Source organism: Pseudomonas sp. W17, from assembly GCF_040268305.1.
GTDB lineage: Bacteria > Pseudomonadota > Gammaproteobacteria > Pseudomonadales > Pseudomonadaceae > Aquipseudomonas > Aquipseudomonas protegens.
In genome coordinates this window covers 6,145,242-6,166,986 of record NZ_CP158490.1, presented here as the reverse complement: position 1 = coordinate 6,166,986, position 21,745 = coordinate 6,145,242, and the positions used below count along the sequence as shown (strand labels likewise).

Genomic DNA, 21,745 nt, shown 5'->3' with positions numbered 1-21,745 from the left:
TTTACAAAACAATACCTGAAACAGCTGGTTTTACTTGGTGCGGGTCGTGGCCTGCGGCTTGGCTATGCTTTCCCCTGAGGCGCGCCTTGCCAGCCGGGCATACCCGGCGCCAGAATGCCGCCATCTGCCCCGCCTGATGTAAGGAAGCCCGATGCCTGATCCTGTTGCTGCCAGCCTGCGTCTTGCGCCTGAAGCGCTGACCCGTCCTTTCTCTGCTGAACAGTTCAGCTTCTCCACCACCAATGATCTGGAGCCCTTCCGCGGTGTGCTAGGCCAGGAACGTGCGGTCGAAGCCTTGCAGTTTGGCGTGGCCATGCCGCGCCCCGGCTACAACGTCTTTGTCATGGGCGAGCCGGGCACCGGCCGCTTCTCTTTCGTCAAACGCTATCTGAAGGCCGAAGGCAAGCGCCTGCAGACCCCGTCGGACTGGGTCTATGTCAACAACTTCGACGAGCCCCGGGAACCCCGGGCACTGGAGCTGCCAGCGGGGGCCGCGGGCAGTTTCATCAGCGACATCAACGGCCTGATCGATAACCTGCTGGCCACCTTTCCGGCGGTCTTCGAGCACCCTTCGTACCAGCAGAAGAAGAGCGCCATCGATCGCGCCTTCAACCAGCGCTATGACCGCGCCCTGGATGTGATCGAGCGCCTGGCCCTGGAAAAGGACGTGGCGCTGTACCGCGACAGCAGCAACATCGCCTTTACCCCGATGTTCGAAGGCAAGGCCCTGGACGAGGCTGAGTTCGCCCAGTTGCCCGAGGCCGATCGCGAACGCTTCCACGAGGACATTTCTGCCCTGGAGGAGCGCCTCAACGAAGAACTGGCGAGCCTGCCGCAATGGAAGCGCGAGTCGAGCAACCAGTTGCGCCAGCTCAATGAAGAAACCATCACCCTGGCCCTGCAGCCCCTGCTCGCACCGCTGTCCGAGAAGTACGCGGAAAACGCCGCGGTCTGTGGCTACCTGCAGGCCATGCAGGTCTATCTGTTGAAGACCGTGGTCGAACAACTGGTGGACGACAGCAAGACCGACGCCGTGGCGCGCAAGCTGCTGGAAGAACAGTACTGCCCGAGCCTGGTGGTCGGTCACCCGGCCAGCGGTGGTGCCCCGGTGGTATTCGAGCCTCATCCGACCTACGACAACCTGTTTGGGCGCATCGAGTACAGCACCGACCAGGGTGCGCTCTACACCACCTACCGGCAGTTGCGCCCTGGCGCCTTACACCGGGCCAATGGCGGTTTCCTGATTCTGGAAGCCGAGAAGATGCTCAGCGAACCCTTTGTCTGGGACGCGCTCAAGCGCGCCCTGCAATCGCGCAAGCTGAAGATGGAGTCGCCACTGGGCGAGATGGGCCGCCTGGCCACTGTGACCCTGACGCCACAGGTGATTCCGCTGCAGGTCAAGGTCATCATCATTGGCGCCCGCCAGTTGTATTACACGCTGCAGGACCTGGATCCGGACTTCCAGGAGATGTTCCGGGTACTGGTGGATTTCGACGAAGACATTCCGATGGTGGATGAAAGCCTGGAGCAGTTCGCCCAGTTGCTGAAGACCCGGACTTCGGAAGAGGGCATGGCGCCACTGACCGCCGACGCCGTGGCGCGGCTGGCCACCTACAGTGCACGCCTGGCGGAGCATCAGGGGCGCTTGTCGGCGCGTATCGGTGATCTGTTCCAACTGGTCAGCGAAGCCGATTTCATCCGGCACCTGGCTTCGGATGAAATGACTGACGCCGGGCATATCGAGCGCGCGCTGAAGGCCAAGGCCACGCGTACCGGGCGGGTGTCGGCGCGGATTCTCGACGACATGCTGGCGGGCATCATCCTCATCGACACCGATGGTGCCGCGGTAGGCAAGTGCAACGGCCTGACGGTGCTGGAGGTCGGGGACTCGGCCTTTGGCGTGCCGGCGCGGATCTCGGCCACGGTCTACCCCGGCGGCAGCGGTATCGTCGACATCGAGCGCGAGGTCAATCTCGGCCAGCCGATCCACTCCAAGGGGGTGATGATCCTCACGGGTTACCTGGGCAGCCGTTATGCCCAGGAGTTCCCCCTGGCGATTTCCGCGAGCATCGCCCTGGAGCAGTCCTATGGCTATGTGGACGGTGACAGTGCTTCGCTGGGCGAGGCCTGCACGCTGATTTCGGCGCTCTCCAAAACCCCGCTCAAGCAGTGCTTCGCCATTACCGGCTCGATCAACCAGTTTGGTGAGGTGCAGGCGGTCGGCGGGGTCAACGAGAAGATCGAAGGCTTCTTCCGTCTGTGCGAGGCCCGTGGCCTGACCGGGGAGCAGGGGGCGATCATTCCCCAGGCCAACGTCGCCACTCTGATGCTCGACGAGAAGGTCTTGCAGGCGGTGCGAGCCGGGCAGTTCCATGTGTATGCGGTGCGTCAGGCCGATGAGGCCCTGAGCCTCCTGGTGGGCGAGCCGGCTGGCGAGCCTGATGCCGAAGGGCAGTTTCCCGAGGGCAGCGTCAATGCGCGTGTGGTGGAGCGGCTGCGGGTGATTGCCGAGATGATCAGCGAAGACGACCTGAAGGAGGCCGAGAAAGAACAGGCCCAGGAGGCGTTGGCCGATACCAAGCCGGCATGATGCTGTTCGATGGCGAGGGGGGTGTTCCCTCGCCATCGGCGCCAGGCCGCTGACGCCAATTTTTCAAAATAGACCATTCGGCGCCTGTTGGATCGGTCAACTTTGTTTATCAGGCTTTTCTTCTATTCTCAGGGCAAGGAGAACGACAGTCGTCGCTGGATCGAAACAGCCTTGCGTTGAAGGCTGAATAGTGGATCTACCGAGGGTCGCCGCCATGTCGCGCAACCTTTGCCTTACTCGCCAATGCCTTGGCCTGGTTACCCGTATCGAATGCATTGTTCGCCCTTTGGCGGGGGACAACGGTATGTGGACCCTTCTCTTCGCCGCCGGAATGGCCGGTGAACAACCCTCGGCGATCAAGTCCCAAGGGCCGTTCTGCGGACCTGTGGTGGCCGAATCGATCCTCGATTCGATCGTTGAAAGCCTGACTACCCACGGTTACCAACTGGCCGACGATCCGCAGATATGGTGCCTGCATCTGCAGGCCCAACTGCGGCAGATCAACGGTGAGCGGGGGCGTCACGCCGGGGATTTCCAGTTCCATCCCGAACATTGATGGCTAGGGTGGTGTCGGCTCGGCTTTGTCGAGTTTGACCTCAAAGCCGTATTCGACGGCATTGAGTTCGCTGCGCTCGTAGCTTTCCAGTTGGCTGGGCTGGCCGTAGAAGTAATGCACGTCGAACAGCGCGGGCCCGTTGTTCGAGGCGCCGTGGCTGACGGCAAGGATCTCCTTCAGGTACTGGCCACTGTCGTCCTTGGCATAGAAGCGCCAGGCATCCCCGGGAAAGAGCTTCTGGTCGACTATCAGGGCATTGCCCTTGAGCTCCAGGCCCTTGGGCAGTTGCTGGGCACTGATGGTCTTTTTCTCGATGTTGGCGAGAAACAGCGGGATAGAGCCGACGGCATAGGCCGGGGTTTCCGGGAACAGGTTCAGGTCGTAGGTGATGACGCCACGCATGGGGTCGATTTCAAAGGCCTCGTCCGGCAGTTCGATCGGTTCGCCACGCTGGCCCTTGTCGTCCTGAGTGAAGAAGGTCAGCGGGGTGTCGCCGGCATTGAACTCCGAGCCCAGCAGTTCGTCGTTGAAGGTCCGCGGATGGCTGAACTCAATGCGTGCTGCACTGGCATCTTCCACCGATTGGCTGATGGTCACGGACTTTTTCAATGAATCCTCATCAAGCTCCGCGCCCTTGAGGTAGCTGGCGGCCTGATCGTCATAGACCACCACCGGCATCGGCAGTGGCTGGATGTTCTTGTCGGTGGTGAGCCGATCGAAGCGGTGTACCGGCAGGTCGAGGTCCTTGCGGGTCACGCTGGCCTGAGCGAAGTCGAGTACGGCGACCTCCAGCTTGTCGATCTGGCCGTTGAAATACACCTTGGCGTAATGCTGGGTGTGCTGCTGGTCGAAGGCTTTCTGCTCATCCTCCAGTTGCTTCTCGAAGGCCTCGCTCCAGCTCTTCTGCTTCTGCATCTCGGCCAGTTGCTGGCGGTAAAAGGCGACCTGCTGGGCGCTCTCATTGATCGAGCCCGACCGAGAGAGGATTTGCCCGCTGCTGTCCCGAGCCTGCGCCAGCAAGGGGTTGAGGGAGGCGTCGTCGGCTTCTTGAGGCAGGGCGGCGTTATTGCTCAGTTCGATCTCGGCGACATTCTTTTCCAGCGCCAGCAAGGTCAGGCTGATGTTGCCGTCCTGGCGTGGCTTGCCGATGTCGGCCCGGGTCAGTTCGAAGGTCAGGGTGCGGCCGGGAGCTATCACTTCCAGCTTGCCCTGCAGCGAGACTGGCTGCGGCTGGTTCTTGTTGTCCACTTCCAGGCCCTCGATGAAGGGATAGGTCACGGTCAGGTCATCCGGGTTGGTCAGGTTGGAACTGGACGGGCTGAGTTGAATCCCCGGGTCGGTTTCCGACCATTCGGGCTGAAAGGGGATGACCTTCTTGTTGCTCAGGGTGACGGACTGCCACTCCAGGCCATGGGGAAAGGGGAACTGCGCGGGCATGTTGAAGCTGAAGGGGAACACCGGCTGCAGGTCGGTCAGGTAGTCCGAGCTGGAGGGCTTGCGCAGCACGAACAGGCCATTGACGTAGGTGTCCACCAGCGCCTGGGCCGTGGGGTAGTGCTTGAGCAGGGCCAGGCTGTCGTCACCGTATTCGGTTTCGATCGGCTTGCTGTCGAGCTTGATCTGCGCACGCTCCAGCAGCAGCAGTGAGCCGCCGAGGTCGGCGATGGCGTCCTTGAGCTTGGGGTCCTGGATGGCGTCCAGGGATTTTTCAAACTGTGCGGTCCTCTCTTCGAGGCTGGCCTGCTTCTTTTCGTCGCTGGGTGAACAGCCGCCGCTGATCAGCAGCGCCAGACCGAGGCCGAAGCTGGCCAAAGGCAATCGCAAATCCATTTTCCAGTCTTCCTGTCCAGTGTCGATGGGCGGTGGCAATGGCTTCGACACTAGCAGAAAAAACGTTCGGAAAAACCCGTGGGTCAGGGGATTGTCTGTGGTTTATGGGCTTTTGGCGCGCTGATATACTCGCCGCCGTTTTTACACCGGGTACGAGATTCAATGGAACGTTTTATCGAAAATGCAATGTATGCCTCACGCTGGCTGCTGGCGCCGATCTACTTCGGATTGTCCCTGGGCCTGCTGGCACTGGCATTGAAGTTTTTCCAAGAAGTCTTCCACGTTATTCCCAATGTGTTCTCCATGGCCGAGTCCGACCTGATCCTGGTGCTGCTGTCGCTGATCGACATGGCGCTGGTGGGTGGCCTGCTGGTGATGGTGATGATTTCCGGCTACGAAAATTTCGTGTCGCAGCTGGACATCGATGAGGACAAGGAAAAGCTCAGCTGGCTGGGCAAGATGGATTCTTCGTCGCTGAAGATGAAAGTGGCGGCGTCCATCGTCGCGATCTCCTCGATCCACCTGCTGCGGGTGTTCATGGACGCCAAGAACACCCCCACCGAGTACCTGCTGTGGTACGTGGTGATCCACATGACCTTCGTGATCTCGGCATTTGCCATGGGGTACCTGGACAAGCTGACTAAGCACTGACCGCCCCCTGCCCACCGGACACCTGCCGCCCGGCCGTTGCGAAACGGACGGGCGGCGTTGTTTGTGGCTTGTGCTTTTTCCGGGCGGGGCATATGCCTGTAGGGGTCATGGCTTTCAATTGCACGAGGTGCGCTCATGAACCTGCAGGAAATGAATGCCTACGCCATTGCCGGAAAAGTCGATGAGTTGAACCTGATTTCGCTGGAAGGCGGAATCTACCTGCTTGAGGCGCGCATGCACGGGGCTGCATACCCGTTGAGCGATGCCCATGGGCAGATGTTTCATCTGCGTTCGGTGGAGCATGCCCGTGAAGTGCTGCAGTCGTTTCCCAAGCTGCCGTTCAACCTGATCCACACCTCGGTGCATGACGAGATGTGCGGGTTGTCTGCCAGCGCCGAGGAAAGCCTCAAGGTGCCGATCACCCTGCACTCCGGCTGGTAGCGCCGGGGTTGCGCTGATTGTCGCCGGACTTCTGTGCTAGTCTGCTCGCCCTTTTGGTTCCGGGCGCTCCGGAAGGTGCTGTGTTTCCACGGCCTTTCCCGAGCCGTCCGCACAGCGGAGCAGTGTCATGTCCGAAGTAAATCTGTCCACCGACGAAACCCGCGTCAGCTACGGCATCGGCCGTCAGCTGGGCGACCAACTGCGTGACAACCCGCCACCGGGCGTGAGCCTGGATGCAATCCTGGCCGGTCTGACCGACGCTTTCGCCGGTAAGCCAAGCCGTGTGGGTCAGGAAGAAATGTCTGCCAGCTTCAAAGTCATCCGCGAAATCATGCAGGCTGAAGCCGCTGCCAAGGCCGAAGCGGCTGCCGGTGCCGGTCTGGCATTCCTGGCGGAAAACGCCAAGCGTGAAGGCATCACCACCCTGGCTTCCGGCCTGCAGTTCGAAGTGCTGACCCAGGGCGAAGGCGCCAAGCCATCCCGTGAAGACAGCGTTCGCACTCACTACCACGGCACCCTGATCGACGGCACTGTGTTCGACAGCTCCTACGAGCGCGGCCAGCCTGCCGAATTCCCGGTTGGCGGCGTGATCGCTGGCTGGACCGAAGCGCTGCAACTGATGAACGCCGGTAGCAAATGGCGTCTGTACGTGCCGAGCGAACTGGCTTACGGCGCGCAAGGCGTGGGCAGCATCCCGCCGCACAGCGTCCTGGTGTTCGACGTCGAGCTGCTGGACGTTCTGTAACCCCTGTAGGAGCCAGCTTGCTGGCGATGAAGTCTGCGCACTCGCGGTCTGCTCATCGCCGGCAAGCTTGCCCCTTGATCGGCTTTGGTTTCATAGACGGATTTTTGCGCTCAGGCTTTGACCATCGGTGCCGGTCGGCCGCAAGGCTCTGGCGTAGCAGAACAAAAACAGGTTGCGCACCAATTCCTTGAGTACCAGCGGTTCGCTGGAGCTCAGGCCGTTCAGGTCCAGATCTCCCTGGTCCTGCAGCTCGTTCAGGGCTTCCTCTTCCAGTACCGCACAGACTTCCCCGGTTTCCCGATGCAGGATTCGCAGGTAAGGGTGTGGGCGGTCCAGCCAGGCATCAATCAAATAAGTCATGGTCGTCATCTCCTTGAATGGGGTTCAATGAGAATAATTCTTATTCAATGAATAGCAAGTGCCTATTGGCGGTTTCTGCTTTTTTCTGTGCAGAAATTGTTTTCGATCAAATCGACTGGCTTTTTGCTAGCAAGGTTGCGGGTTGACCGAGCGGGGAGGGACGCAGGGGGGGAACCCTCTCGCGGCGGGCGCGAGAGGGGCTGGATTCAGACCTTGCGGACGAACTCGGACTTGAGTTTCATCGGGCCGATTCCGTCGATCTTGCAGTCGATGTCATGGTCGCCATCGCACAGGCGGATGTTCTTGACCTTGGTGCCGACCTTGACCACCAGCGAGGTGCCCTTGACCTTGAGGTCCTTGATCACGGTAATGGTGTCGCCGTCTTGCAGCACGTTGCCCACCGAATCTTTCTTCACGGCTTCATCGGATACGGCTTCGGCTTCACCGCTGGCGGACCACTCGTGGGCGCACTCAGGGCAGATCAGCTGGGTGCCGTCCTCGTAGGTGTATTCGGAATTGCATTTTGGGCAGGGTGGCAAAGTGCTCACTTAAGCTCCTCAAAGTCAGGATGGCTAAAAAGCGCACATTGTATAGGGTTTTGTGGGCGAGAGGGGATGAAGGGGGGGGGCAGAGCAACGAGCCGGCTCCTGTGATGAGCAGGAGCCGGGCTGTTTAGTGGGTGCGGGCGACGGCGAATTCGCTCAGTTCCACCAGGGCATCGCGGTACTCGCTCGGTGGCAGGGCTTCCAGGCAAGTGATGGCGCGCGCGACGTAATCGCGGGCCAGTTGTGCGGTGTAGTCCAGGGAACCCGAGGCCTCGACGGCGGCACGGATGCTTTCCAGATCTTCGATGCCGCCTTTCTGGATCGCCTGGCGAACCAGGGCTGCCTGCTCCGGTGTGCCTTCGCGCATGGTGTAGATCAGCGGCAGCGTCGGCTTGCCTTCTGCCAGATCGTCACCGACGTTCTTGCCCAGGGTCTCGGCATCGCCGCGGTAGTCCAGCAGGTCGTCCACCAGTTGGAAGGCCACGCCCAGATGGTCGCCAAAGGTGCGCAGGGCTTCGGCCTGTTCCTCGGTGGCGCCGGCCAGTGCGGCGGCGCTGTGGGTCGAGGCTTCGAAGAGCATCGCGGTCTTGCCGCGGATGACTTCCATGTAGGTTTCTTCGGTGGTGCTGGCGTCACGCACCTTGGAGAGCTGCAGGACTTCGCCTTCAGCGATGATCCGGGTGGCCTGGGACAGGATGCGCATGACCGGCATCGAGCCGAGCTCGACCATCATTTCGAACGAGCGCGAGTACAGGAAGTCGCCCACCAGTACGCTGGGAGCGTTGCCCCACATGGCGTTGGCGGTTGAGCGGCCACGGCGCATGCCGGACATGTCGACCACGTCGTCATGCAGCAGAGTGGCGGTGTGCAGGAATTCGATGGTGGCGGCCAGCAGGCGCAGGTCGTCGCCTTCGCGACCCAGGGCCTTGCCGCACAGCAGCACCAATAAAGGACGCAGGCGCTTGCCTCCGGCCGAGGTGATGTAATCGCCGATTTTGGAAACCAGCGGAACTCGGGAGGTCAGCTGTTTCTTGATGATGCCGTCGACGGCGCTAAAATCGTCCGCCACCGCGCGGTAGAAAGCTTGGGGTTGCATCAGCGACAGGTGCTCCAGAAGGGTTGCGCGGCATGCTAGGACCCACGTCCGCGGGTGTCAAGGCGCGGTCCCGCACGGCAAAAGCCCCGACGGGCTGTAATTTGTCAGGGTAAAACACTGGGGTATAGTCGCGTGCTGCCATTAAACCCAGGTTTCAGGAGGTTAGGTCCCCGGCGCCAGGGCTGGCAGCGTTGTCCGGCGTGGCCTGAACGGCACTTGCAAGGCCATTGAGCCTTGCGTACAATCGCGCACCCTGAACTTCCTGGGCAGCACCTGCCTTACGCAATTGCACTTGGGCCGTTCCAGCCCCATGCAGCCATGCCAGCCAATACCTCTTCTTATAAAGAGCTGGGTGAGCAGGATTATCGGAGAAATACCATGTACGCAGTAATCGTTACCGGCGGTAAGCAATACAAGGTCGCTGAAGGTGAATACCTGAAGATCGAAAAACTGGAAGTCGCTACTGGCGAATCCGTGACTTTTGACCGCGTTCTGTTGGTCGCCAACGGCGACGACGTGAACATCGGCGCACCTGTTGTTGCTGGCGCAACCGTCAAGGCTGAAGTGATCTCCCAAGGTCGTCACGATAAAGTCCGCATCATCAAGTTCCGTCGCCGTAAGCACCACATGAAGCGTATGGGCCACCGCCAGTGGTTCACCGAGATCAAAATCACCGGTATTCAGGCTTAATTTCAGCCTAATTCCTCACTAGGAGAATTGAACTCATGGCACACAAAAAAGCTGGTGGTAGTACCCGTAACGGTCGCGACTCAGAAGCCAAACGCCTTGGCGTGAAGATGTATGGCGGCCAGGTCATCAAGGCCGGCAACATCATCGTGCGTCAGCGCGGCACCCAATTCCACGCTGGCTACGGCGTTGGCATGGGTAAAGATCACACCCTGTTCGCGAAAATCGAAGGCGTGATCAAGTTTGAAGTAAAAGGCGCCTTCGGTCGTCGTTACGTGAGCGTCGTCGCAGCTTAATTGCGCGATCGCTGGAAAAGCCCTGTCTCGCGACGGGGCTTTTTCGTTTGTGGGATGAGTCTCTTGCAAAACTGTTTGTACGAGCTGCCAGCGTTGGATGTTTCGGTCGTTGATTGAGGTCGCTGCGCTCATTTTTGCAAGAGTCTTATGTCTTAGTGCTTTTCAGCTCGCCCGTGTGGCGAGAGGCGTTTGAACATGAAGTTTGTTGATGAAGTATCGATTCGAGTAAAGGCTGGCGACGGCGGTAATGGTTGCATGAGTTTCCGTCGGGAAAAGTTCATCGAGAACGGTGGTCCCAACGGTGGTGATGGTGGTGATGGCGGCTCGATCTACATGGTCGCCGACGAAAACCTCAATACCCTGGTGGACTACCGCTACACCCGGCACTTCGATGCCGAGCGCGGCTCCAATGGCGGCAGTACCGACTGCACCGGCAAGAAAGGTGAGGATCTGGAGCTGCGGGTTCCGGTCGGTACCACGATCATTGATGCGGGCACTCAGGAAGTCATTGGCGACCTGACCAAGGCTGGCCAGCGGTTGATGGTGGTGCAGGGCGGCTGGCACGGTTTGGGCAACACCCGTTTCAAGTCCAGTACCAACCGTGCGCCGCGCCAGACCACTCCGGGCAAGCCGGGTGAGCAGCGTGATCTCAAGCTGGAGCTGAAGGTGTTGGCGGACGTGGGTCTGCTGGGCTTGCCGAATGCGGGCAAAAGTACCTTTATCCGCTCGGTGTCCGCGGCCAAGCCGAAGGTGGCCGATTACCCGTTCACCACCCTGGTGCCGAACCTGGGTGTGGTCAGCGTCGATCGCTGGAAGAGCTTCGTGATCGCCGACATTCCGGGTCTGATCGAGGGGGCTTCCGATGGTGCCGGCCTGGGGATTCGCTTCCTCAAGCACCTGGCGCGTACGCGTATCCTGCTGCACCTGGTGGACATGGCGCCGCTGGATGAAAGCAGCCCGGCGGATGCGGCAGAGGTGATTGTCAATGAGTTGATGAAGTTCAGCCCGTCCCTGGCCGAGCGCGAGCGCTGGCTGGTGCTGAACAAGTCCGATCAGATCCTCGAGGAAGAGCGCGAAGAGCGGGTCAAGGAAATCGTTGATCGCCTGGAGTGGACGGGGCCGGTATACGTCATCTCGGCCATCTCCAAGGATGGTACCGAGCGCCTGAGCCGCGACATCATGCGTTACCTGGAGGATCGTGCCGATCGCCTGGCAGCCGACCCTGCCTATGCCGACGAGCTGGCTGAGCTGGATCAGCGCATCGAAGACGAGGCGCGTGCCCAGTTGCAGGCCCTTGACGATCAGCGTGCTCTGCGCCGCAGTGGCGTGAAGAGCGTCCATGACATCGGTGATGATGACTGGGACGAAGAAGACGTTGACGATGAAGATGGTCCGGAAATCATTTACGTCCGTGACTGATTCGGCAGCAGCGGGCTTGCCCCGCGAAGACGGTTTATCTGGCAGGGTGCGGTGTTATCATCGCTGCCAAGCCAGCTTCCAAGGCGCCGCTCATTTGAGCGGCGTTTTGGTGTCTGCAGGATACAAATACGAATAACCCCATGAGTGGCGCTCGGTCGCGTCGCTCGCTGGCAAAGGTTGAATAAGATGCGGAGCAAGGTGACAGGTGCGCAGCGCTGGGTCGTTAAGATCGGCAGTGCGCTGCTGACGGCGGACGGCAAGGGGCTGGATCGCGCGGCAATGGGTGTGTGGGTGGAGCAGATGGTGGCCTTGCATGAGGCTGGCGTCGAGCTGGTACTGGTTTCCTCCGGTGCTGTAGCGGCCGGCATGAGTCGCCTGGGCTGGACCGCACGACCGAGTGCGATGCATGAGTTGCAGGCTGCTGCGGCCATCGGCCAGATGGGGCTGGTGCAGGCCTGGGAGTCGAGCTTTGCCGAGCATGGCCGGCATACTGCACAGATTCTCCTGACCCATGACGACCTCTCTGATCGCAAGCGCTACCTCAATGCTCGCAGTACCTTGCGTGCCCTGGTGGAGCTCAAGGTGATCCCGGTGATCAACGAGAACGACACCGTGGTGACTGACGAGATCCGCTTTGGCGACAACGATACCCTGGCGGCGCTGGTGGCCAACCTGGTTGAGGCTGATCTGCTGGTGATTCTTACCGACCGTGACGGCATGTTCGATGCTGATCCGCGTAACAATCCTGATGCCCAGCTGATCTATGAGGCGCGGGCCGACGACCCGGCGCTGGATGCGGTGGCCGGTGGTACGGGTGGTGCGCTGGGGCGTGGCGGCATGCAGACCAAGTTGCGAGCGGCGCGGCTGGCAGCGCGTTCCGGGGCGCATACGATCATCGTTGGCGGGCGCCTGGAGCGCGTGCTGGACCGCCTCAAGGCTGGCGAGCGCATCGGCACCTTGCTGTCGCCGGAGCGCGGCATGCTGGCGGCGCGCAAGCAGTGGCTGGCCGGGCATCTGCAGACCCGTGGCACCCTGGTGCTGGACGAGGGGGCGGTGTCGGCTCTGTCCCGGGGTAACAAGAGCCTGTTGCCGGTGGGGGTCAAGCAGGTCCAGGGTGGTTTCCGGCGTGGTGAGATGGTGGTGTGCGTAGCGCCGGATGGTCGTGAGATTGCTCGTGGTCTGGCCAACTACAGTGCGCTTGAGGCGCAGAAGATCATCGGTCAGCCGTCCGACGCTATTGTCGGTGTCCTGGGGTATATGGCGGAGCCTGAACTGGTACACCGCGATAACCTGATTCTGGTGTAAGTGGCGTAAGGAAAAGCGTATGCGCGTAGCAAAAGGATTGTTGGGCTTGCTCTTGGCGATGCCTCTCATGGCTTCGGCCGAGGAGATTGGCCAGGTGTCCACGGTGTTCAAGTTTGTCGGGCCGAATGACCGGATCGTGGTCGAGGCGTTCGATGATCCCAAGGTCGATGGGGTGACGTGCTATCTGTCGCGAGCCAAGACGGGTGGGCTCAAGGGTGGCCTGGGCCTGGCGGAAGATCGTGCGGAAGCCTCCATTGCCTGTCGTCAGGTGGGGCCTATTGCGTTCAAGGGTGAGCTCAAGGATGGCGACGAGGTATTCAAGGAGCGCACCTCGCTGGTATTCAAGACCATGCAGGTGGTGCGTTTCCTGGATAAGAAGCGCAATACCCTGGTGTACCTGGTCTACAGCGATCGTCTGATCGAGGGCAGTCCGCAGAATGCGGTGACGGCTATCCCGATCCTGCCCTGGCCGCACCCGTAACGGAGTTTCTCCTGGCATGCTGGCCCTCTATTGGGGGCGGGGCTGGTTTGCTGGATGGGTAAATCACGGGCAATAAAAAACCGACCCTTGGGTCGGTTTTTTAACAAGCGTGTCGCTTAGGCTGCAGCAGCAAGGTTCAGAGCCTTGATGTGGCCATTCAGACGACCTTTATGGCGAGCAGCCTTGTTCTTGTGGATGATGCCTTTATCGGCCATGCGGTCGATAACTGGCACAGCCAGAACATAAGCAGCTTGCGCTTTTTCAGCGTCTTTTGCGTCGATGGCTTTAACTACATTCTTGATGTAGGTACGAACCATGGAACGCAGGCTGGCGTTGTGGCTGCGACGCTTCTCAGCCTGTTTTGCACGTTTTTTGGCGGAAGGTGAGTTGGCCACCGTCGAGCTCCTCGAAAGACTTTTTGGGAAATAGCAAACAAAATAGGCCGCGAATCATGCCGATGAGTTGAAGTCTTGTCAAGGGCGGGTGATGCGTTCCGCTGAGTGGTCGATCTGAAGAGGCGGGATATTTATTTCCGGCGCTTGACCTGTAAACTCGCGAGCTTTGGCTCTGTGCTGTTGCGGCGCGGAGTATCGCATAAGTGGGTGTCTTTTCGCCTGCTGTTTATCTACAAGGCGCAAAACCTTTTCATGAACCTGCTCAAGTCGTTGGCCGCCGTCAGCTCTATCACGATGCTTTCCCGGATACTGGGGTTTGTGCGTGACACCATCATCGCGCGCGCTTTCGGTGCCGGGATGGCCACCGATGCCTTCTTCATTGCCTTCAAGCTGCCCAACCTGCTGCGGCGCATCTTTGCCGAAGGAGCGTTCTCCCAGGCGTTCGTGCCGATCCTGGCGGAATACAAGAGCCAGCAGGGGGAAGAGGCGACCCGTACCTTCATTGCCTATGTCTCGGGTCTGCTGACCCTGGTCCTGGCGCTGGTGACGGCTTTGGGTATCATCGCCGCGCCTTGGGTGATCTGGGCCACGGCACCTGGGTTCGTCGACTCTCCGGAAAAGTTCGCCCTGACCTCTGACCTGTTGCGGGTGACCTTTCCTTATATATTGCTGATCTCGCTGTCGTCTCTGGCCGGGGCAATCCTCAATACCTGGAATCGTTTCTCGGTGCCGGCCTTCGTGCCGACCCTGCTCAACGTCAGCATGATCATTTTTGCGGTGTTTCTCACGCCGTACTTCGATCCGCCAGTGATGGCTCTGGGCTGGGCGGTGCTGGCTGGTGGCCTGGCGCAGTTGCTGTATCAGCTGCCGCACCTGAAGAAGATCGGCATGCTGGTGCTGCCACGCCTGAACCTGCGGGATACCGGGGTCTGGCGGGTGATGAAGCAGATGCTGCCGGCGATTCTCGGGGTTTCGGTGAGCCAGATCTCGTTGATCATCAACACCATCTTCGCCTCTTTCCTGGTAGCCGGTTCGGTGTCGTGGATGTATTACGCCGACCGCCTGATGGAGCTGCCGTCCGGTGTGTTGGGGGTGGCGCTGGGCACCATTCTTCTGCCGACCCTGGCCAAGACCTACGCCAGCAAGGACCGCCACGAGTATTCGCGGATTCTCGATTGGGGCCTGCGCCTGTGTTTCATCCTGGTGCTGCCGTGCTCCCTGGCCCTGGGTATCCTCGCCGAGCCGCTGACCGTGTCACTGTTCCAATACGGTGAGTTCAGTGCCTTCGATGCGTCCATGACCCAGCGTGCGCTGGTGGCTTATGCCGTGGGTTTGCTGGGGATCATCGTGATCAAGGTGCTGGCGCCGGGCTTCTATGCGCAGCAGAACATTCGTACGCCGGTGAAAATCGCCATCTTTACGCTGATCGTCACCCAACTGCTGAACCTGGCCTTTATCGGCCCCCTGAAGCACGCGGGTCTGGCCCTGGCCATTAGCGCCGGGGCCTGTATCAACGCCGGACTGCTGTTCTACCAGTTGCGCAAGCAGCAGATGTTCCAGCCCCTGCCGGGGTGGGGGCGGTTCACCTTGAAGTTGCTGTTAGCGGTAGCGGTCATGTCCGCGGTGTTGCTGGGCCTGATGCATTTCATGCCGGCCTGGGATCAAGGCCACATGCTCCAGCGGTTCCTGCGTCTGGGCGTGCTGGTGGTGGCTGGGGTGGTGGCATATTTTGGCATGCTGGCGCTGCTGGGCTTCCGTTTGCGCGACTTCAATCGCAAGGCCTTGAACTGACGGCTGTTTAGTCGCCAGGGTAGGGCAGGCATCGGTTTTGTCGGATCAACCACATTGGGTGCGGTGCTGCCTGTCGTCGGCCGCCGGGTGTGGTTATAATCGACCACTTTATGAGCAAGAAGCGCGTTATGCAGCTGGTTCGAGGCCTCCACAATCTGCGCCCCCAGCATCGGGGCTGCGTCGCCACTATTGGCAACTTTGACGGTGTTCACCGTGGTCACCAGGCTATCCTGGGCCGGCTGCGCGAACGTGCGCTCGAGTTGGGCGTGCCCAGCTGCGTGGTGATTTTCGAGCCCCAGCCGCGGGAATTCTTTGCCCCCGAGACGGCTCCGGCGCGTTTGGCCCGCCTGCGGGACAAGCTGCAGTTGCTGGCTGACGCCGGTGTCGACCGGGTGCTGTGCCTGGCCTTCAACCAGCGCCTGAGCAAACTCAGCGCCAGCGAGTTCGTCGAGCGAATCCTGGTGGATGGCCTGGGTGTACAGCACCTGGAAGTGGGTGATGACTTCCGCTTCGGTTGCGACCGGGTCGGTGATTTTGACTTCCTGCAGCAGGCCGGAGCCACCCACGGCTTTACCGTCGAGGCGGCGCAGACCGTCGAGCTCGACGGCCTGCGGGTGAGTAGTACCCAGGTCCGCAATGCCCTGGCCGCCGCCGATTTCGATCTGGCCGAGCGCCTGCTGGGTCGCCCGTACCGCATTGCCGGGCGGGTGTTGCACGGCCAGAAACTGGCGCGCCAGTTGGGTACGCCCACTGCCAATGTGCAGTTGAAGCGCCGTCGCGTGCCGCTTTCCGGGGTGTACCTGGTGAGCGTCGAGCTCGATGGCAAGACCTGGCCCGGCGTCGCCAATATCGGCGTGCGGCCCACGGTTGCAGGTGATGGCAAGGCCCACCTGGAAGTACATCTTTTAGATTTTGCCGGCGATCTGTATGACCGGCGTATGACGGTGGTTTTCCACCACAAGCTGCGTGAAGAGCAGCGTTTCGCCTCCCTGGAGGCGTTGAAGACGGCGATCAATGCGGATGTTGCCGCCGCCCGTGCCCAAGTGGCACGTATCCATAGCGCCAATCGCTAATGAAGAGCCTTAAATGACCGACTATAAAGCCACGTTAAACCTTCCGGACACCGCCTTCCCAATGAAGGCCGGCCTGCCTCAGCGCGAACCACAGATTCTGCAGCGTTGGGACAGCATTGGCCTGTACGGAAAGTTGCGCGAGATTGGCAAGGATCGTCCCAAGTTCGTACTGCACGACGGTCCTCCCTATGCCAACGGCTCGATTCACATCGGTCATGCGGTCAACAAGATTCTCAAGGACATGATCATCCGCTCGAAAACCCTGGCGGGTTTCGACGCGCCTTACGTTCCTGGCTGGGACTGCCACGGTCTGCCGATCGAGCACAAGGTCGAGGTGACCCACGGCAAGAACCTGTCCTCGGACCAGACCCGCGAGCTGTGCCGCGCCTACGCTTCCGAGCAGATCGAAGGGCAGAAGGCCGAGTTTATCCGCCTGGGTGTGCTGGGCGACTGGGCCAATCCCTACAAGACCATGAACTTCGCCAACGAGGCCGGCGAGATCCGTGCCCTGGCGGAAATGGTCAAGGGCGGCTTCGTGTTCAAGGGCCTGAAGCCGGTGAACTGGTGCTTCGACTGCGGCTCGGCCCTGGCTGAAGCAGAAGTCGAGTATCAGGACAAGAAGTCCGCGACTATCGACGTGGCCTTCCCGGTCGCCGACGAAGCCAAGCTGGCCGGCGCCTTTGGCCTGGCCAAGCTGGCCAAGCCTGCTGCCATCGTGATCTGGACCACCACCCCCTGGACCATCCCGGCCAACCAGGCGCTGAACGTACACCCTGAGTTCAACTATGCCCTGGTCGACACCGGCGAACGCCTGCTGGTGCTGGCCGAAGAGCTGGTGGAATCCTGCCTGGCCCGCTACAACCTGGAAGGCTCGGTGATTGCCACGGCTCCAGGTTCGGCCCTGGAACTGATCAATTTCCGTCATCCGTTCTACGATCGCCTGTCGCCGGTGTATCTGGCCGAATACGTGGAGCTGGGTGCCGGCACTGGCGTGGTTCACTCGGCCCCGGCCTATGGTGAAGACGACTTCGTGACCTGCAAGCGTTATGGCATGGTCAACGACGACATCCTCAACCCGGTGCAGAGCAATGGTGTCTACGCGACATCGCTGGAGTTCTTCGGCGGCCAGTTCATCTGGAAGGCCAACCCGGCCATTGTCGACAAGCTGAGCGAAGTCGGTGCGCTGCTGCACACCGAAACCATCAGCCACAGCTACATGCACTGCTGGCGCCACAAGACCCCGCTGATCTATCGCGCCACCGCGCAGTGGTTCGTTGGCATGGACAAGCAGCCGGAAGCCGGCGACACCCTGCGCCAACGCGCCCTGCAAGCCATCGAAGACACCCAGTTCGTGCCGGCCTGGGGCCAGGCACGCCTGCACTCGATGATCGCCAATCGCCCGGACTGGTGCATCTCCCGCCAGCGCAACTGGGGTGTGCCGATCCCGTTCTTCCTGAACAAGGAAAGCGGCGACCTGCACCCACGCACTGTCGAGCTGATGGAAGAAGTGGCCCAGCGCGTCGAGCAGGAAGGCATCGAGGCCTGGTTCAAGATGGACGCCGCTGAACTGCTGGGCGACGAAGCCGCCCAGTACGACAAGATCAGCGACACCCTGGACGTCTGGTTCGACTCCGGCACCACTCACTGGCACGTGCTGCGCGGTTCGCACCCCATGGGCCACGAAAGCGGTCCGCGGGCCGACCTGTACCTGGAGGGCTCCGACCAGCACCGTGGCTGGTTCCACTCGTCCCTGCTCACCGGTTGCGCCATCGACAACCACGCGCCGTACCGCGAACTGTTGACCCACGGCTTCACCGTGGACGAGAACGGCCGCAAGATGTCCAAGTCCCTGGGCAACGTGATCGCGCCACAGAAGGTCAACGACACCCTGGGTGCCGACATCATGCGCCTGTGGGTCTCGGCCACCGACTACTCCGGCGAGATGGCGGTTTCCGATCAGATCCTGCAGCGCAGCGCCGACGCCTACCGGCGGATCCGCAACACTGCGCGTTTCCTGCTTTCCAACCTGAGCGGCTTCAACCCGGCCACCGACCTGCTGCCGGCCGAAGACATGCTGGCCCTGGACCGTTGGGCCGTGGACCGTACCTTGTTGCTGCAGCGCGAGCTGGAGCTGCACTACGGCGAATACCGCTTCTGGAACGTCTACTCCAAGGTGCACAACTTCTGCGTGCAGGAGTTGGGCGGCTTCTACCTCGACATCATCAAGGACCGCCAGTACACCACCGGCGCCAACAGCAAGGCGCGCCGCTCGGCGCAGACTGCGCTGTACCACATCTGCGAAGCGCTGGTGCGCTGGATCGCACCGATCCTGGCCTTCACCGCCGATGAGCTGTGGGAATACCTGCCGGGCGAGCGTAACGAATCCGTGATGCTCAACACCTGGTACGAAGGCCTGACCGAATTGCCCGCTGACTTCGAACTGGGCCGCGAGTACTGGGAAGGCGTGATGGCCGTCAAGGTTGCGGTGAACAAGGAACTGGAAGTTCAGCGCGCGGCCAAGGCCGTCGGTGGCAACCTGCAAGCCGAAGTCACCCTGTTTGCCGAGGATGGCCTGGCCGCTGACCTGGCCAAGCTGAGCAACGAACTGCGTTTCGTGCTGATCACCTCGACCGCCAGCCTGGCCCCGTTTGCCCAGGCACCAGCGGACGCCGTGGCCACCGAAGTACCGGGCCTCAAGCTCAAAGTCGTCAAGTCGGCCTTCCCCAAGTGCGCCCGTTGCTGGCACTGCCGTGAAGACGTCGGCGTGCACCCTGAGCACCCGGAAATCTGCGGTCGTTGCGTAGACAACATCAGCGGAGCAGGCGAGGTCCGTCACTATGCCTAACGCCGCAGGCCGTTTCGGCCGTCTGGGCTGGCTGTGGTTGAGCGTGCTGGTCCTGGTCATCGACCAGGTCAGCAAGCTGCACTTCGAAAGTTCGCTGAGCATGTACCAGCAGATCGTGGTGATCCCGGATTACTTCAGCTGGACCCTGGCCTACAACACCGGCGCCGCCTTCAGCTTCCTCGCCGACGGCTCCGGCTGGCAGCGCTGGCTGTTCGCCCTGATCGCGATTGCGGTCAGTGCGGTGCTGGTAGTCTGGCTCAAGCGTCTGGGGCGCAATGAAACCTGGCTGGCCATCGCTCTGGCGCTGGTGCTGGGCGGGGCCCTGGGTAACCTGTACGACCGCATCGCCCTGGGCCACGTGATCGATTTCATCCTGGTGCACTGGCAGAACCGCTGGTACTTCCCGGCATTCAATTTCGCCGACAGTGCCATTACCGTTGGCGCGGTGATGCTGGCCCTGGATATGTTCAAGAGCAAAAAAACCGGAGAAGCCGTTCATGACTGAACAGGTATTGACTGAACAACGCATCGGTCAGAACACGGAAGTCACTTTGCATTTCGCATTGCGCCTGGAGAACGGCGACACCGTAGACAGCACGTTCGACAAGGCCCCGGCGACCTTCAAGGTCGGCGATGGCAACCTATTGCCAGGGTTCGAGGCGGCGCTGTTCGGGTTCAAGGCCGGCGACAAGCGCAACCTGACCATCGAACCGGAAAACGCCTTCGGCCAGCCCAACCCGCAGAACGTGCAGGTCATCCAGCGTTCGCAGTTCCAGGACATGGAGCTTTCAGAAGGCTTGCTGGTGATCTTCAACGATGCGGCGAACACCGAGTTGCCAGGTGTGGTCAAAACTTTCGATGACGCGCAGGTGACCATCGATTTCAACCACCCGCTGGCCGGCAAGACCTTGACCTTCGACGTTGAAATCATCGACGTCAAAGCGCTTTAAAAGCATCGCCGGCATGCCGTCTCCTATTATCCAGGAGCCGGCTGCCGGCGATCCGCTGTCTACAACGATCTAACTTCTTGCGCGCAAGACACGAGGCACAGCATGCAAATCAAACTCGCCAACCCCCGTGGCTTCTGCGCCGGCGTGGACCGGGCGATCGAAATCGTCAATCGCGCCCTGGAAGTCTTCGGGCCGCCGATCTACGTCCGGCATGAAGTGGTGCACAACAAATTTGTCGTCGAAGACCTGCGCAATCGTGGAGCGATCTTCGTCGAAGAGCTGGACCAGGTGCCGGATGATGTCATCGTCATCTTCAGCGCCCACGGTGTTTCCCAGGCGGTGCGCAGCGAGGCTGCAGGTCGTGGCCTCAAAGTGTTCGACGCCACCTGCCCGCTGGTGACCAAGGTGCATATCGAAGTGGCGCGCTACAGCCGCGACGGCCGTGAATGCATCCTGATCGGCCACGCCGGCCACCCCGAGGTCGAAGGCACCATGGGCCAGTACGACGCCAGCAATGGCGGCGCCATCTACCTGGTGGAAGACGAAAAGGATGTGGCCGAATTGCAGGTGCGCAACCCCGAGCGCCTGGCATTCGTGACCCAGACCACCTTGTCCATGGATGACACCAGCCGGGTGATCGATGCCTTGCGCACGCGCTTTCCGGCCATCGGCGGGCCACGCAAGGACGACATCTGCTACGCCACGCAGAACCGTCAGGACGCGGTCAAGCAACTGGCCGACGAATGCGACGTGGTGCTGGTGGTCGGCAGCCCCAACAGCTCCAACTCCAACCGCCTGCGCGAGCTGGCCGAACGCATGGCCACCCCGGCCTACCTGATCGACGGTGCCGAAGACCTGCAGCGTAGCTGGTTCGATGGTGTGGAGCGCATCGGCATTACCGCCGGCGCCTCGGCCCCGGAAGTGCTGGTGCGTGGCGTGATCCAGCAACTGCAGGCCTGGGGTGCCACCGGCGCCGATGAGCTGGCCGGCCGCGAAGAAAACATCACCTTCTCCATGCCCAAAGAGCTGCGGGTTCGCTCGCTGCTCTGATCAGCCGACGCCTGCGCACAAGACCTGCTCGGCGTTTTCGCTGCGCAGGCTGACCCTCCCGCTACGTGACAGCACCACTTGATGGCGGCTGTACTCCTGGCCTGCCTGGCAGACATGGAGTGTTCCGGCCTGGAAGGCGCCACTGGGCAGCAGCGGATGGCCCAGGGCACTGAAGCGCACGAAGTGCTGCACCGGGCGATTGCCCACGATCAATACCTGCCCACTGCCTTGGCGCTCGATCAGTTGCGGGTTGCGTGCGTCCTGGGCGCCCTTGCCGCTGATATCCAGGATGATCCTCCAGCCCCGGCTCCAGTCGTCCTCCAGCCCATGGATCAAGACCGTGCGCTGGTGCAGGATCGCTGCCGCCCGGGCGTTGCGCAGGCCACTGGCGAGCATCTGCGCGGCGTCCTGCTGGCGATTGGAGCGCAGCAGCTCACTCATGGCGCTACCGGAAAGCGGCAGCAGCAGGGCCAGCAGAACCAGTGTGGTCAGCAGTTCAATCAGGCTGAAGCCTTTCTCATGCATGGGGTCTCCCTCCCTGGGGACGACGGTTTCACGCAATCCGTGCGTGTTCATTGAGCAAATGGCCAAAGCGCCGGTCTATGGAGGGTCCGGGCGCTTGCCTGTTATAGCCGATGA

The 21,745-nt window shown here is 61.0% G+C and carries 22 protein-coding genes; 16 read left to right on the top strand and 6 right to left on the bottom strand.

What is annotated here, in order from left to right:
• The first annotated feature begins 151 nt into the window (after positions 1-151).
• Both ABCR88_RS28350 and ABCR88_RS28345 read left to right on the top strand, forming a co-directional pair.
• Positions 152-2,590 (top strand): AAA family ATPase, encoded by a 2,439-nt coding sequence (locus ABCR88_RS28350; protein WP_015637098.1) that lies wholly within the window; start codon positions 152-154, stop codon positions 2,588-2,590.
• Between the two features lie 214 nt (positions 2,591-2,804).
• Positions 2,805-3,146, top strand: coding sequence for a hypothetical protein (locus tag ABCR88_RS28345; protein WP_015637097.1), 342 nt, complete (start codon positions 2,805-2,807; stop codon positions 3,144-3,146).
• 3 nt (positions 3,147-3,149) lie between these two features.
• Here the strand turns inward: ABCR88_RS28345 and ABCR88_RS28340 are convergent, their stop codons facing one another.
• Positions 3,150-4,976 (bottom strand): hypothetical protein, encoded by a 1,827-nt coding sequence (locus ABCR88_RS28340; protein WP_350403734.1) that lies wholly within the window; start codon positions 4,974-4,976, stop codon positions 3,150-3,152.
• 162 nt (positions 4,977-5,138) lie between these two features.
• Between ABCR88_RS28340 and ABCR88_RS28335 the strand changes: the two genes are divergently transcribed.
• From ABCR88_RS28335 to ABCR88_RS28325, 3 genes are all read left to right on the top strand, one after another.
• Positions 5,139-5,627: a TIGR00645 family protein gene (locus ABCR88_RS28335; protein WP_015637095.1), complete on the top strand. Its 489-nt coding sequence runs from the start codon at positions 5,139-5,141 to the stop codon at positions 5,625-5,627.
• Between the two features lie 135 nt (positions 5,628-5,762).
• Entirely contained in the window at positions 5,763-6,068 is a 306-nt protein-coding gene (locus ABCR88_RS28330; RefSeq protein ID WP_011063559.1) for a DUF6482 family protein, read from the top strand.
• 127 nt (positions 6,069-6,195) lie between these two features.
• Positions 6,196-6,813 (top strand): FKBP-type peptidyl-prolyl cis-trans isomerase, encoded by a 618-nt coding sequence (locus ABCR88_RS28325; protein WP_007924751.1) that lies wholly within the window; start codon positions 6,196-6,198, stop codon positions 6,811-6,813.
• Between the two features lie 90 nt (positions 6,814-6,903).
• Here ABCR88_RS28325 and ABCR88_RS28320 read toward each other — a convergent pair whose 3' ends face one another.
• The 3 genes from ABCR88_RS28320 to ABCR88_RS28310 all read right to left on the bottom strand — a co-directional run bounded on the left by ABCR88_RS28320 (position 6,904) and on the right by ABCR88_RS28310 (position 8,814).
• A complete protein-coding gene (locus ABCR88_RS28320; RefSeq protein ID WP_015637094.1) occupies positions 6,904-7,173 on the bottom strand; it encodes a hypothetical protein in 270 nt (89 codons plus the stop codon).
• A gap of 206 nt (positions 7,174-7,379) precedes the next feature.
• Positions 7,380-7,721, bottom strand: a complete 342-nt coding sequence (locus ABCR88_RS28315) for a zinc ribbon domain-containing protein YjdM (RefSeq protein ID WP_011063557.1) — start codon at positions 7,719-7,721, stop codon at positions 7,380-7,382.
• A 124-nt stretch (positions 7,722-7,845) separates the two neighbouring features.
• A complete protein-coding gene (locus tag ABCR88_RS28310) occupies positions 7,846-8,814 on the bottom strand; it encodes a polyprenyl synthetase family protein (RefSeq protein WP_011063556.1) in 969 nt (322 codons plus the stop codon).
• Positions 8,815-9,192: 378 nt separating this feature from the next.
• On the opposite strand from ABCR88_RS28310, the gene rplU reads away from it, so the two are divergent.
• The 5 genes from rplU (at position 9,193) to ABCR88_RS28285 (ending at position 13,002) form a co-directional block, all read left to right on the top strand.
• Complete coding sequence (gene rplU / locus ABCR88_RS28305; RefSeq protein ID WP_003228361.1) at positions 9,193-9,504, top strand: 50S ribosomal protein L21; 312 nt, start codon at positions 9,193-9,195, stop codon at positions 9,502-9,504.
• Positions 9,505-9,539: 35 nt separating this feature from the next.
• Positions 9,540-9,797: a 50S ribosomal protein L27 gene (gene rpmA, locus ABCR88_RS28300; RefSeq protein ID WP_003228360.1), complete on the top strand. Its 258-nt coding sequence runs from the start codon at positions 9,540-9,542 to the stop codon at positions 9,795-9,797.
• Between the two features lie 195 nt (positions 9,798-9,992).
• Positions 9,993-11,216 (top strand): Obg family GTPase CgtA, encoded by a 1,224-nt coding sequence (cgtA, locus tag ABCR88_RS28295; protein ID WP_011063554.1) that lies wholly within the window; start codon positions 9,993-9,995, stop codon positions 11,214-11,216.
• Between the two features lie 186 nt (positions 11,217-11,402).
• Positions 11,403-12,521, top strand: coding sequence for a glutamate 5-kinase (gene proB, locus ABCR88_RS28290; protein WP_041119944.1), 1,119 nt, complete (start codon positions 11,403-11,405; stop codon positions 12,519-12,521).
• A 19-nt stretch (positions 12,522-12,540) separates the two neighbouring features.
• A complete protein-coding gene (locus tag ABCR88_RS28285; RefSeq protein WP_232644505.1) occupies positions 12,541-13,002 on the top strand; it encodes a CreA family protein in 462 nt (153 codons plus the stop codon).
• Between the two features lie 116 nt (positions 13,003-13,118).
• Here the strand turns inward: ABCR88_RS28285 and rpsT are convergent, their stop codons facing one another.
• A complete protein-coding gene (gene rpsT, locus ABCR88_RS28280) occupies positions 13,119-13,397 on the bottom strand; it encodes a 30S ribosomal protein S20 (RefSeq protein ID WP_007924739.1) in 279 nt (92 codons plus the stop codon).
• A gap of 252 nt (positions 13,398-13,649) precedes the next feature.
• On the opposite strand from rpsT, the gene murJ reads away from it, so the two are divergent.
• The 6 genes from murJ to ispH all read left to right on the top strand — a co-directional run bounded on the left by murJ (position 13,650) and on the right by ispH (position 21,106).
• The gene (gene murJ, locus ABCR88_RS28275) at positions 13,650-15,188 is read left to right on the top strand and encodes a murein biosynthesis integral membrane protein MurJ (protein ID WP_350403733.1); all 1,539 of its coding nucleotides are present in this window, start codon (positions 13,650-13,652) and stop codon (positions 15,186-15,188) included.
• Positions 15,189-15,316: 128 nt separating this feature from the next.
• Complete coding sequence (gene ribF, locus ABCR88_RS28270) at positions 15,317-16,261, top strand: bifunctional riboflavin kinase/FAD synthetase (protein WP_350403732.1); 945 nt, start codon at positions 15,317-15,319, stop codon at positions 16,259-16,261.
• Positions 16,262-16,274: 13 nt separating this feature from the next.
• Positions 16,275-19,106, top strand: coding sequence for an isoleucine--tRNA ligase (gene ileS / locus ABCR88_RS28265; RefSeq protein ID WP_041119942.1), 2,832 nt, complete (start codon positions 16,275-16,277; stop codon positions 19,104-19,106).
• Complete coding sequence (gene lspA, locus ABCR88_RS28260; RefSeq protein WP_011063548.1) at positions 19,099-19,611, top strand: signal peptidase II; 513 nt, start codon at positions 19,099-19,101, stop codon at positions 19,609-19,611. The genes ileS and lspA overlap by 8 nt, the downstream gene beginning before the upstream one ends.
• Positions 19,604-20,056: an FKBP-type peptidyl-prolyl cis-trans isomerase gene (gene fkpB, locus ABCR88_RS28255; RefSeq protein WP_350403731.1), complete on the top strand. Its 453-nt coding sequence runs from the start codon at positions 19,604-19,606 to the stop codon at positions 20,054-20,056. The genes lspA and fkpB overlap by 8 nt, the downstream gene beginning before the upstream one ends.
• Positions 20,057-20,158: 102 nt before the next feature.
• Complete coding sequence (ispH, locus tag ABCR88_RS28250) at positions 20,159-21,106, top strand: 4-hydroxy-3-methylbut-2-enyl diphosphate reductase (protein WP_011063546.1); 948 nt, start codon at positions 20,159-20,161, stop codon at positions 21,104-21,106.
• Here ispH and ABCR88_RS28245 read toward each other — a convergent pair whose 3' ends face one another.
• The gene (locus ABCR88_RS28245; protein ID WP_041119941.1) at positions 21,107-21,631 is read right to left on the bottom strand and encodes a GspH/FimT family protein; all 525 of its coding nucleotides are present in this window, start codon (positions 21,629-21,631) and stop codon (positions 21,107-21,109) included.
• Between the last annotated feature and the right edge of the window lie 114 nt (positions 21,632-21,745).